This window comes from Aeromonas sp. 600886, from assembly GCF_049174935.1.
Taxonomy (GTDB): domain Bacteria; phylum Pseudomonadota; class Gammaproteobacteria; order Enterobacterales; family Aeromonadaceae; genus Aeromonas; species Aeromonas veronii_A.
The window spans coordinates 35,665-47,946 of sequence record NZ_JAAKUB010000027.1 but is presented as its reverse complement, the minus strand read 5'-3'; the positions used below and the strand labels follow the sequence as shown (position 1 = coordinate 47,946).

Annotated in this window: 10 protein-coding genes; 7 read left to right on the top strand and 3 right to left on the bottom strand. The window is 60.8% G+C overall.

Annotation, left to right across the window (positions count from 1 at the left end; all coding sequences use genetic code 11):
• From ihfA to G5179_RS17855, 7 genes are all read left to right on the top strand, one after another.
• Nucleotides 1–297: an integration host factor subunit alpha gene (gene ihfA, locus G5179_RS17885; RefSeq protein ID WP_005300715.1), complete on the top strand. Its 297-nt coding sequence runs from the start codon at nucleotides 1–3 to the stop codon at nucleotides 295–297.
• A gap of 15 nt (nucleotides 298–312) precedes the next feature.
• Complete coding sequence (locus G5179_RS17880) at nucleotides 313–4,302, top strand: ATP-binding protein (RefSeq protein ID WP_421258841.1); 3,990 nt, start codon at nucleotides 313–315, stop codon at nucleotides 4,300–4,302.
• The gene (locus G5179_RS17875; protein WP_216978764.1) at nucleotides 4,289–5,533 is read left to right on the top strand and encodes a response regulator; all 1,245 of its coding nucleotides are present in this window, start codon (nucleotides 4,289–4,291) and stop codon (nucleotides 5,531–5,533) included. Before G5179_RS17880 ends, G5179_RS17875 begins: the two co-directional genes overlap by 14 nt.
• A gap of 3 nt (nucleotides 5,534–5,536) precedes the next feature.
• A complete protein-coding gene (locus G5179_RS17870; RefSeq protein WP_421258840.1) occupies nucleotides 5,537–6,178 on the top strand; it encodes a GNAT family N-acetyltransferase in 642 nt (213 codons plus the stop codon).
• A 60-nt stretch (nucleotides 6,179–6,238) separates the two neighbouring features.
• Entirely contained in the window at nucleotides 6,239–7,012 is a 774-nt protein-coding gene (gene cobB, locus G5179_RS17865) for a Sir2 family NAD+-dependent deacetylase (RefSeq protein ID WP_421258839.1), read from the top strand.
• A 91-nt stretch (nucleotides 7,013–7,103) separates the two neighbouring features.
• Nucleotides 7,104–7,580: a hypothetical protein gene (locus G5179_RS17860; protein WP_421258838.1), complete on the top strand. Its 477-nt coding sequence runs from the start codon at nucleotides 7,104–7,106 to the stop codon at nucleotides 7,578–7,580.
• The gene (locus G5179_RS17855) at nucleotides 7,580–9,256 is read left to right on the top strand and encodes a diguanylate cyclase domain-containing protein (RefSeq protein ID WP_421258837.1); all 1,677 of its coding nucleotides are present in this window, start codon (nucleotides 7,580–7,582) and stop codon (nucleotides 9,254–9,256) included. Before G5179_RS17860 ends, G5179_RS17855 begins: the two co-directional genes overlap by 1 nt.
• A gap of 82 nt (nucleotides 9,257–9,338) precedes the next feature.
• Here G5179_RS17855 and G5179_RS17850 read toward each other — a convergent pair whose 3' ends face one another.
• From G5179_RS17850 to rbsB, 3 genes are all read right to left on the bottom strand, one after another.
• Complete coding sequence (locus G5179_RS17850; RefSeq protein ID WP_421258836.1) at nucleotides 9,339–10,343, bottom strand: substrate-binding domain-containing protein; 1,005 nt, start codon at nucleotides 10,341–10,343, stop codon at nucleotides 9,339–9,341.
• Nucleotides 10,343–11,275, bottom strand: coding sequence for a ribokinase (gene rbsK, locus G5179_RS17845; protein WP_100645834.1), 933 nt, complete (start codon nucleotides 11,273–11,275; stop codon nucleotides 10,343–10,345). The genes G5179_RS17850 and rbsK overlap by 1 nt, the downstream gene beginning before the upstream one ends.
• A 108-nt stretch (nucleotides 11,276–11,383) precedes the next feature.
• Complete coding sequence (gene rbsB, locus G5179_RS17840) at nucleotides 11,384–12,259, bottom strand: ribose ABC transporter substrate-binding protein RbsB (RefSeq protein WP_042061682.1); 876 nt, start codon at nucleotides 12,257–12,259, stop codon at nucleotides 11,384–11,386.
• Nucleotides 12,260–12,282 lie beyond the last annotated feature (23 nt).

Below are 12,282 nucleotides of genomic sequence, written 5' to 3'. Positions count from 1 at the left end.
ATGGCGCTTACCAAAGCCGACATTGCAGAGCACCTGTTCACCCAGCTCGGGATGAGCAAGCGTGAAGCCAAAGATATGGTGGAAGCCTTCTTTGAGGAAATCCGACAGGCGCTTGAGCGTGGTGAACAAGTCAAGATTTCAGGCTTCGGTAACTTTGACCTTCGTGAGAAGAATCAGCGTCCCGGACGCAACCCCAAGACGGGCGAGGATATTCCTATCAGCGCCCGCCGCGTGGTGACCTTCCGGCCTGGCCAGAAGCTCAAGGCCAGGGTAGAAAATGTTGAACCCAACGAGTGATAAAAAGCCAGGCAGATGCCTGGCTTTTGTTTTCAGATGACCAAATTCCCCGTTTTTCTTCTGGGTGCCGTGCTGGCACTGCCATTGCACGCCAAGCCTTTGCAGACAACAGTGCTGCCGTTGGCGCCGGCGACCCAAGCTTATGTAAATTCACTGAGTCAGCTTTCGCTCTGCTATCCTGCGACGCTTCCTCCACCATACCTGATGGCCGAGGGGGGACTGCTCAAGGATCGTCTCGCCCGGTTGCAGGAGCTGTTCCCGGTTCCCCTCGTGCTCAAAGAGTTGCCCGATTGGCAGACATTGCGCAACGGGCTCGCAGAGGGTGACTGCGACATCATTCCCTATGTCGGAACCCGCAAGAAGGCCGTGGAGGGCATGCGGTTAAGCCGTCCGATGATGGAGACCGATGCCGCCATCCTCTACAAGGGTGAAAATCTCAAACAGGCCCGCTTTCTGGTCTACTCGGTAGCAGACTCTGCCCGCCTGCTGCACGAGCTCTATCCTCAGGCGCGCATTATTTCCCTAAAAAGCGGAGAGAAGGTCTACGACGCGCTGCAGAGCGGCAAGGGTGATGCCTATCTGGGGGACTATCTGCAACTGCGCTATCTGATGCGCGAGTTTCCTGCCGATGGTTTGCGCCTGCGCCGCCTGTTTGGTGAGGATCGGATCATCAGCTATCGCCTGATGATGCGTGATCAGCCTGAGTTGGCCAATCTGGTGGACACCCTGATCCGTCATATGCCCGCCGGTACTATCTATACCGATCTGGCTCGCTATCTCGATCAGGGGTCGCTATATGTCAACCAGCCCCACTTCAGCGATACCGAGCAGGCCTGGTTATCCGGCCGCGGGCGCACCATTCGCCTGGTGGTCAATCCCGAGTTGATGCCCTATAGCGGCGTCAATGATCTGGGGGAGGCGAAAGGGTGGAGCGCGGATGTGCTGCGCTGGGTCACCCAGGAGACCGGCCTGAAATACAAGCTGGTACCTGCAGCCAGCAAGGCGGAGGCCGTAGAAAAGCTGCGCCTTGGTGAGGCGGATATGATGGCCGGCTTGCCGGAATCCCCGGCATTGACGGATCAGTTCATTTTCAGTCGGACGATCTCCACCAATCGGTTTGCCTTGATCAGCAAGCGCAAGTTGGCTGCCGATCGCATCACCCAGCTCAAGCGGCAGCGTATTCTGGTACCTGAATCCCTCTACGATCCCTCCTTGCTCGCCCTGCTTGGTGATCAGGAGTGGCTTCGCACCGACGGCCTCGAGCAGGGGTTAGCAGCGATCAAGCAAGGCAAGGCTGACGCCATGCTGAGCGAGCTATATCAGCTGCAATATCCCCAGCGTACCAACTTGCTGGAAGGGCTCGATATCGAGGAGCTGGAAGATCGTTTCGGCCTAGGCTTTGCCATCAACAAGAGTCAGACCGAGCTAGCCGGTGTGATGGACCGCAACCTGATGGCGCTGACCAGCACCCAGATCGACGAACTTAACCAGCGCTGGCGCCGCTTGCTCGTCGTGCAGCAACCCGGTGTGAGCTACGCCGCCTGGTTTGGCTCCATCGCCATGGCACTGCTGATCAGCGGTATTGTCATCGGCGGGATCTGGCGTTCCCGCCAGCAACTGGCAAGGGAAGTGGCCCAGCGTCACGCCGCCGAGAAGGCGCTGGCCATCGAGAGCGAGCTGCGGGAAACCATGTTTCAGGCGTTGCCGGTGCCCGTCTATCTGCGCAACAGCCAGGGCAAGGTGATCAAATCCAATAAACAGGGGCGACGTCTGGCCCTGCGCTACTCTCAGCAGTTGATGCTGCCGCCGGTTCAGCCGCAAAAGAGCGAAGGGGAGCTGGTGCTGGGGGAGCAGGCCTTCGCCTATGCCCAGCATCCGCTGCGGCTGGACAAGCAAGCACCTGCCACCGATCTCATCGCCCTGTCGGATATCAGTGTGCTGCGTGAGCAGGCCCGTTTTCTGCGTCAGGCAGAGCGCCGCCTGCGTGCCCTGACCAATACAGTCCCCGGCGTGGTGCTGCAGTTTATGTTCGAGCGGGGACGGGTAGGGGCCATCGAGTTTATCAGCCGAGGCTGTTACGAGCTGCTGGGGCTGGCGAGCCAGCAGATCCGCCGTGAGCCCAAACGGGTGCTCATTATGCTGGAGCGCGAGGATCGCCGCCGGGTAAGCCGTGAGATGTTCGCCATGTTGCAGGCTGGCAAACCCTTCGCATTCACCCTGCGCTATCACCATCCGACCAAGGGTCTGCGCTGGTTGCAGCTCTATGGCCGTGGCCGCAGTCAACCGCATGGTTGGCGAATTTATGCGGTGATGCAGGATGCCACTGCCCGGGTCGAGCAGGATCAAGCATTGCAGCACTCCCATGAACAGGCGCAGCAGGCGGTGCAGGCCAAGGGCCGTTTCCTGGCGGCGATTAGCCACGAGATCCGTACACCGATGAACGCCATGCTCGGCTTGCTTGAGTGGCTGGCCAGCACCCCTTTGTCGAGAGAACAGGATTCGGCGCTGGCGCGGGTGCGTCAGGCGGGGGATGAGCTGCTCGGCCTGCTCAACGATGTACTCGACTTTAGTCGCAACGAAAACAGCAAACTCTCCCTCTCGCCCCAGCCCACCGATTTCGCCGAGCTGTGCGAGCACGTGGCGGCGGTGCACTGGAGCAAGGCCAGATCCAAGCGGCTGCAATTACGATTGCGGCTTGACCCCGCCTTGCCAGCCTTGCTGACTCTCGATCCCCATCGGGTACGGCAAGTGCTCCACAACCTGCTCTCCAATGCCATCAAGTTCAGCCTGCGTGGGGAAGTGGTGCTGTGGGTCGAGGTAGTCGCATCGACCTTGCGCTTCGGGGTCGATGATGAAGGGCCGGGGATCACCGCCAAGATGCGTCCTACTCTCTTTATGCCATTCGAGCAGTTTGCTGTTGAAGGGCAGTTGCGGGCGCCGGGCACCGGCCTTGGTCTGGCGATCTGCAAGCAGCTGCTCGAGCAGATGGGCGGGTTGATCGATGTCGAGGGACGCCCGGGCGGTGGTAGCCGCTTCTTCTGCGAGTTGCCGTTGCAACAGGTTCAGCAAGATATCGATTGGCAGCCAAGAGTACGCCAGTTATCCCTCTCACTGCCTCACGATGAGGTTTTGGGGGTCACGCCCTGGTTGTCCAGGCTCGGTATTCATGTTGCCAGTCGTGCGGTTGATCTGCTGCAGGCCGAGAGAGACGAGGATAGTCTGTATCACTGGTCATGGCAGGGGGAGTCCTGGGTGCCGGGCACCATGATCAGCCTGTTCCAGCCACGGATGACATCAGAGCAACCTGTGGGTGAGATGCAGCCCGGGCTTGGTATGCGGGTACTGCTGGTTGAGGATCACGATGTCAACCGGGAGCTGATCTGTATGCAACTGGGGCAACTCGGTGCAAGCGTAGTCAGTGCCGCCAATGGGCAGCTGGCGCTGGAGATGCTGGTGAAGCACCAGGTGGATCTTGTGTTGACAGACCTGCAGATGCCGGTGATGAACGGGGCCGAACTGTGCAGGCAATTGCGCAAATCCGCGCGTTGGGCCCGTCTTCCGGTCTATGTGATTACCGCAGATCTCAGTGAGCAAGCGGCAAGGGAGCTGCAATCCTGCGGTTGCGATGGTCATCTGGACAAGCCGGTCGCCCTCAAGGTGCTGGCGACCTTGCTGCGCCATATTGGCAAAGAGGGGAGCAATGCTGTCGCCCCGACGCCGGTTGCCTCGTTGCTGACCGATGAACTGGCTGCCCTTTATCTGAAGGCTACCCGTGATGATTTGGCCGAACTTGAACGCTGCTGCACAGAAGAAGATGAAGTTGGCGTGAATGCTGCTTTACACAAGCTGAAGGGGGCCGCCAGAATGGTAGGAGCCACGGCGCTGGTGACGGTGATTGACGAGTGGCAACAAGCCCCCCATCCAGCTCTCCAGAGCAGTTTGAATCGGGCGTTGGATGAGTTCAGCCAGCATTTCTCGAAAAGGACCCAAGATGATCATTACTGATGAAGAACTGCTGGCGTTGCTCGACTCGGAAGAGCACGAGGCGGCAGATTTTTGCCCTGTCTTGCTGTATGCGCTTGATCGGGCCTCCCATGAGCTGGCAAAGAGCACGACACTCCCCTCCTATGTCACTTTGCAGCGCACCCAACCGGACGCCTGCTGGCAGTGGGAAGGGTTGTTTGCGGCAGGAGCCATTGCCCTTTACGATCCTGCCGCTCACCAGCAGGCGGACTATTTCCCCGAGTTGCAGCATCATCAGGGAATTTATGCCATTGGTGAAGATTGGCTGGGAGGACTTGCCGCCAGTTACCGTGACTGGAACAACTGGCTGGCGGCCAAGCGGGTGCTGCTGCTAGAAGATCACCCGTTTCAGGGGATGCAGTTACAGCAGGCTATCGCCGAACTGGGGCTCTCCTGCCAGTGGGTGCAGGATGAAACTGCCTGTCTTGCTGCGTTGGAGGCTGGCGACATCAGTCTGCTGGTGTGTGATCTCAGTCTGGTGGAGCAGGATGCCATCAGCCTGCTGATGAGCCAGCCGCAAATTCAGCGCAGCGGGTTGCCGATCATTCTCTTGTCGGCGCACGAGCAGACATTGATCGACGGTGCCCGCCGTCTGCTGCACGATGCCGGTTTCAATGTGCTCGCTGCACTGGCCAAGCCACTCGATGGCAACGAGTTGCTCAGGTTGCTGCGCGGACTCTATCTGGGGCCTCTGCGTCAGCGTCGGCTGAGTGGCCAACGTCGAACAATTCGTCGTTGGCAGGGGGAAGTGCAGGGGCAACTTGGCCTGCTCTCCAGCCCCGCGACTCCTCATCCGGTCTGGCTGGCGGTAACGGGTTTACCCGGCCGCTGGGAGGCACTTAAAGAGTGGTTGACGGATCAGTCACGTAGCCCCACAGAGCTGACATTATTGATCCATCGTCGGGATCACCTGTTGAGCAATGGAGAGCGGTTTGCGCTGGTACTGCAAGCGAGTCTGGCGGGGAGCAAGCTGGCGTTGCTGCTCGATAACAGCCAGCATTTGCCATTCGATCTGCTGGAGCGTTTGCCGTTGAGCGCTTTGCTGCTGGGGCAGGCGCTTTTACCCGAAATAGAGTCATTGGCCATGGACTCCCTGCTGGGACGCTTTATGGCCCGAGTCAGAGAGCTGGGGATCGCCGTCTATCTCGATGATCCTTACAATCTGCTCGACGCCGAGGTGTGGCGGGAGCAGGGTATTGCGGGGCGCTGGTAAGCCATGCCGCGCTACCTCTGCTGGCCCATGCACCGGGAGCGCCTTGGCAAAGGGCTGGATGGCTGGCCTCATCCGGTTTCCCGGGCCGCGTTGCCACTGGCTATGGAGGTCTCCGGGGTGCCTTGCCTGCTGCGCGAGCTGCATGGGGTGGCGCCTTCCCGCATGCTGGCCGCTTACGATGCATTGAGTGAAGAGAGCATCTATCTGCGCTTTATGCGCCCGAAACGGACGCCGCCACCGGAACAGGTGGCCCAATTTCTCAATTACCATCCCGAACAACAGATCTCGCTGCTGCTGACCGATCTGGCCGGTGAACCGCTGGCTCAGGCGCAATCAATCCGCCGCCGCCTTCATCCCGATCGGGCGGAGTTCTCCTGCATCGTGGCGGATCACTTCCAGCACAAGGGGGCGGGGAGGCGCATTCTGCTGGCGCTGGCACTGCTGGCTAGAGCGGACGGGATCCGGGAGTGGACGGCGGAAGTGCTGGCCCAGAACCGGCCCATGCTGACTCTGCTCAAGCGCCTTGGTTTGCCGCTGACCCTGGTGACCGGACGGGAGATGGTCTTTGTCAGGCTGGATCTGTCGGTACTGGATGCCTGGTTACCCGCACCGCCAGCGGCGCCGCTTAAGACCAAGGGCGAATAGTGACACTTTTTTCCCTGTGCTAAGGTCACATTTATTGTGCGGGGATAGACGGAGCAGCTTATGGCGCAGTCATATAAACATATCGTGATCCTGACCGGAGCGGGGATCTCTGCCGAATCCGGCATCAAGACCTTTCGTGCCTGCGACGGTTTGTGGGAAGAGCACAAGGTCGAGGATGTGGCGACCCCCGAGGGGTATGCCCGGGATCCCGAACTGGTGCTGCGCTTTTACAACTCCCGCCGCAAACAGCTGCAACAGCCCCAGGTTCACCCCAATCCGGCCCACTATGCGCTGGCCCGCCTCGAGCGACTGCTGCCCGGTTCGGTGACTCTGGTCACCCAGAACATCGACAATCTGCACGAGAGCGCTGGCAGCAAGAACCTTATCCATATGCACGGCGAGCTGCTCAAGGCCCGCTGCCCGGAGTCCGGTCAGGTGATCGAGTGGTGCGGTGATCTCCATCAGGACGAGCTCTGCTCCTGCTGCCAGTTTCCCCAACCCATGCGTCCCCATGTGGTCTGGTTTGGCGAAATGCCGCTCGGGCTGGATCGCATCTACAGCGCGCTGGCCCAGTGCGATCTCTTTATCTCTATCGGCACCTCTGGCGCTGTCTATCCGGCCGCCGGTTTTGTCCATGAAGCGGGATTGAACGGGGCGCACACCATAGAGCTCAATCTCGAGCCGAGCGAGGTGGGTAGCCAGTTTGACGAAAAACGCTATGGCCCTGCCTCCCTGCTGGTGCCCGCCTATGTCGATGAGTTGCTGGAGGCGTGCGGCATTCATCAACCGAGGCAAGTCGAGGGGCACAACTGGATGGAGATGCGCGGTCCCTGAGCTACTGTGCGACGGGACAGTTGCAATGGTTCGGTGAAATCGCCACACTGGCAACCATTTAAAAAATGGGACGCAGTTGGCGCAAATTACCATGACCGCAGTCAAGCAATGGATCGCTTTTTTTCTCCTGGTGCTGGCCAGTGCCAATGCATCGGCCTCCATCCCCCTGATGACCCTGATACTGCCAGATGGCCAGCAGGTGAACCTCGATGAGGCGGCCCTCTCCGCCTTGCCACAGACCGAATTCACCACCACTACCCCCTGGACTCAGGGCGCCCACCACTATCGCGGACCGACCTTGTCAGCCGTGCTGGCGGCGCAAGGGAGGCCGGATGCCCGCAAGATCGCCGTCTCGGCCCTCAACGGCTATCAGCAGGTGGTGGATCTGGCCCTGTTCGACGGCGTGCCGCTGACCCTGGTGCGTCAGGAGGACGGCAAACCGCTGACCCGGCGTAACAAGGGGCCGCTCTGGCTGCTCATCCCGTTCACCACCTATCCCAAGCTGGACGTGCCTGCCATTCACAACTGCATGGTGTGGCAGGTGATCCGCATCGAGATCGTCGATTGATGGGGCTATCCCGCCAAAATCTGCTGTTGGTTGCGGTGTCGCTGCTGTTTCTGCTCTCGTCGGGCAGCAGCCTCTATCTGCAGTATCGGCAGGAGCAGCTGGTCGATACTTTCTACCGCAATGTCCACTGGAACATCAGCCAGGTAATGCTCGAATCCCAGCGTTTCCTCTACGACCTGCAGCTCTATCGGGCTGGCAGAGTGACGATGGAGACCCTGAGCCTTGATTACGATCTGCTGTGGAACCGGCTCGATATCTTCCTCATCAGTAGCGAGACCGCCGAGATGCGCCAGCGGCACGGGCTCGGCAAAGTGCTGACCACCCTGTTCGAGCAGATCAAGCAGCTCGAACCCCAGATGGAGGCCGGTGCGCTGCGCGAGGGGGCTGAGCTTGCCCGCTTGCAGGAGGCGATCGCCAGCCAGACCCGTCTCATCGAACAGATAGGGGATCAGATCCTCTCGGGCCAGGAGCGGGAGCATTCGGTCAGCCAGATCCGCAACAGCCTGTTCTGGCTGCAGATCTGGCAACTGATCCTGTTGCTGACTGGCGGCGCTCTGGTCGCTGCCCTTATTCGCGCCAATCTGGCAAACCGTCGGCTTGCCCTGCTCGATCCCCTGACCCAGCTTGGCAACCGCCGTGCCCTGCAGGAGCAGCTCTCTCGCGCTCTGCATGCCGATGATGTGAGCGCCCTGGTGGTGCTCGATCTCAAGCGCTTCAAGCAGGTCAATGATCTGCTGGGTTATCAGGTCGGTGATCGGCTGTTGCAGATGGTGGCCGACAAGCTGCAACAGGCCCATGGCAGCCACGCTTACCGGCTCGGCGGAGATGAATTTGCCGTGGTGCTGACCAAGGCGAATGATGCGCTGGAAACCGCCATTCATGAGCTGGTGGATCTGCTCCATTTCGAGTTCGTGACCCGGGAGTGCAGCTTCGATCTGGCCTGTCGACTCGGGGTCGCCAAGGCGCAGCAACAGGATGCCGCCCGGCTGCTGGATCAGGCCATCCTGGCCCTCAACCAGGCCAAGCGTAGCCAGGAGGGGGCGATCAGCTGGTTTGAGCCTGCCATGCTGCAGCAGTTGCAGTTGAGTCAGCAGCAGCTTCATCAGTTGCGAGAGTGGCTGGTTGGGCGCGAGCCTGCACCGCTGCGAGTGGCATTGCAGGCGCTGACGGACGGACAGGGCAACGAGATGTGGCAATTGGCGCTTGAGTGGCGTGAGCAGGGAGTACCCTGCTATATGCGCTGGCTGCAGGAGTGCGGTGTGCTGGGGCCCGTGTTGGCCCGTGTGCTGCAAGCGTACGAGGCGCAGTATGACGATGGTCGGGCACTGCTGGTCCCGCTCGACAACCAGGCCCAGCTGACCCATCTACTGGCCTATCTGCCGGAGGCTTCCCGTACGCCGCTGGTGTTGCTGATACCGACGCTGCAGCAGGATAGTGCCTTGCTGGCAGGATTGCGGCAGCAGGGTTGTACTCTGGCGCTCAGAGAGATTGGCAGCACCACCGCGGCGCAGCTGGCAGCTGGCTGGCCTGTCCGCTACTGGTTGCCGCAGGGTGATGATGATGATGATGATGATGATGATGATGGCGATGGCGAGTTGTTGCAGCCTCTGGCCAGACGATTGGGGCTGGTGCCACTGCAAGTGCTGGCAACTAGGGAAACGAGGTCGCTGGCCTGAGGGCAAAAGCGGTATTGCACGGCAGAGATAAAACGAACAAGGCGACCTCAGGGTCGCCTTGTTCGTTTATTGCCCCTGAACGTCAGGGGCAGGGCGCGCAAGATTGTCTGATCACCAGGTCCGGGTCGACGGTGATCAGGTGGTTCTCCACCGCTTCGCCGTTGATGCGGGCCAGCAGCCGGGTGACGGCGAGGCGCCCCAGCTCCTCTTTGGGCTGGTTGACGGTGGTGAGCGGCGGCGACATAAATTCTGCCAGCGCCACATTGTCATAGCCAACGATGGAGATATCCCGCGGGATCACTAGCCCCGCCTGATGGGCGGCACTGATGGCCCCCATCGCCATCATGTCGTTGCAGACAAAGAGGGCGGTGGGCCGCTCGGGCAATGCCAGCAGACGAGTCATCGCCTCATGGCCGCTGGCGCAGTCAAAGTCCCCCTCCAGGATCCACTCCTGATTGACGATGAGACCCGCCTCCTGCAACGCCTGCTCAAAGCCAGCTTGGCGCTGGTTGGCGGGGGCGCGGCTGTGGGGGCCTGTGATACAACCGATGGCGGTATGGCCCAGCTCAATCAGATGGCAGGTTGCGAGATAACCGCCGTGGAAGGAGTTGTCGGCGATAAGATCCACATCTTCGCTGACCAGCCCCCAATCCATCACCACCACCGGCAGGCTCTTGAGCCAGTCGAGCTGATTGAACACCTCTTGTTGGCCTTCGCTGCACATGATCAGCAGGCCATCGACCCGCTTGCGCAGCATCATCTTGAGGTAGGAGAGGGCGGTTTCCGCCTGACCTTCGGTGTTGCCCAGCATCAGGTTGTAGCCCTGCTCGAAGCAGTAACGCTCCACCCCGCGCACCACCTCGGCAAAGAAGGGGTTGCTGGAGGTAGTGACCAGCATGCCGATACTGTTGGTCTCCTTCACCTTGAGGCTGCGGGCCACCAGACTCGGGGCATAGTTGAGCTCGCGCATGGCCGCGAAGACCCGCTCGCGGGTCTCCTCGGCCACGAAACGGGTCTCGTTGATAACATGGGATACGGTGGTGGTGGAGACCTGGGCCCTCGCCGCCACCTCCTTGATATTGGCCATCAGTGCCCCTGTGCAGTCTGCTCAAGCAGGAAGGCGTCGACCTCCTGCTTGCTCGGGATGGAGCTCTGGGCGCCGAAGCGGGTGACGGAGAGTGCCGCCGCCCCGTGGGCAAAGCGCACCGCGCTGTGGAAATCGGCTCCGGCCAGTTCCGCCGCCAGCAGGGCGCCGTTGAAGGTATCGCCCGCGGCAGTGGTATCCACCGCCTTGACCCGAAAGCCCGGTATCAGCTGTTGCTGCTGGGCGTTGCTGCAATAGACCCCCTGCGACCCCAGGGTGATCATCACATCCGCAATGCCCATCTGGTGGAAGCGGGCGGCCGCCTCGCGGGCACTCGCTTCGTCGGTGACTTTCACGCCGGTCAACAGCTCGGCCTCTGTCTGGTTGGGGGTGATAAGGTCCACCAGCGCCAACAGCTCAGCGGAGAGCGGACGGGCAGGGGCGGGGTTGAGCACCACCCGGGTGCCGTGGGCGCGAGCCAGCCGTGCAGCCTCATGAACGCTTTCCAGCGGCACTTCCAGCTGCAACAGTAGGGTGTGGGCGTCGGCGATCATCGCTTCGTGGTTTTTCACCACGGCAGGGGTGATGGCACCGTTGGCTTCGGCGGAGATGCCGATGCTGTTCTCCCCCTCATCGCTCACATAGATGATGGCGATACCGGTCGGGAGCTTGGGATCGAGTTCGACGGCGCTGACGTCGATGCCATCTTTGGCAAAGCCGCTCTTCATCTGGTGGCCGATGGCGTCATCACCAATGCGGGCGATAAAGGAGACGGGGGCGCCAAGGCGGGCGGCAGCGACTGCCTGATTAGCCCCCTTGCCACCCGGGACTACCTGATAGCTGTGGCCGGTCAGGGTTTCACCCGGGCGAGGAAAGTGGGGAACGCGCAGCACATGGTCTGCATTGACACTGCCCAGAACGACGAGACGATTCATGTTGACTACTCCTGATGCATCTTGGCTTGAACACTGTGATGGAGTGAGCCCAAGCCGGGAGGCACCTGAACGAGAGGGAAAAGGGGAGGCGAACCTCCCCTCGAGAACTTACTTGCTGACCACTTGCAGCGGTACCGGAATGGATTTCTCGACTGGCTGACCTTTCAGCACCTTGTCGGCAGTCTCGACGCCGATGGCACCGATCAGGGCAGGTTGCTGGGCCACGGTGGCGGCCAGTTTACCCTTGGCTACGGCGGCTTTGCCATCGTCAGTGCCGTCGAAGCCGACGATCATTACCTCTTTACCGGCAGCCTGCACCGCGCGGATGGCACCCAGCGCCATCTCGTCGTTCTGGGCGAACACAGCTTGAACGGTCGGGTGGGCCGCCAGCAGGTTTTCCATGACGTTCAGACCCTTGGTGCGGTCAAAGTCGGCAGGCTGGGAAGCCAGCACTTGCAGCTTGTTGGCCGCCACGGCCAGGGCAAAACCTTCGCCACGGTCGCGGGCGGCGGAGGTACCGGCAATCCCTTCCAGCTGGATCACCTTGGCACCGGTACCCAGTTTCTCGGTGATGAAGTCACCGGCCAGCTTGCCGCCCGCCACGTTGTCGGAGGCAATGTGGGCCTTGACCTCACCCTGCGCGGCGCCGCGGTCCAGAGTCAGTACCGGGATATTGGCGCGGTTGGCCAGACGAATGGCGTTGCCGACTGCTTCGGAGTCGGTGGGGTTGATCAGGATGGCGCCGACCTTGCGTACGGTGAGATCTTCCATGTTGGAGAGCTCTTTGGCCGGGTCATTCTGGGAGTCCAGCACCACCAGCTCGTAGCCAAGCTCCTTGGCCTTGGCTTCGGCGCCCTCTTTCATGGTGACGAAGAAGGGGTTATTGAGGGTGGAGACCACCATGGCCAGGGTTTGATCGGCGGCCTGGGCGGTGCCCAGCACGGACATGATGGCGGCAGCGAGCAGGGTATTGAGCTTTTTCATCATTTCATTCCTTGTGTGTGGCT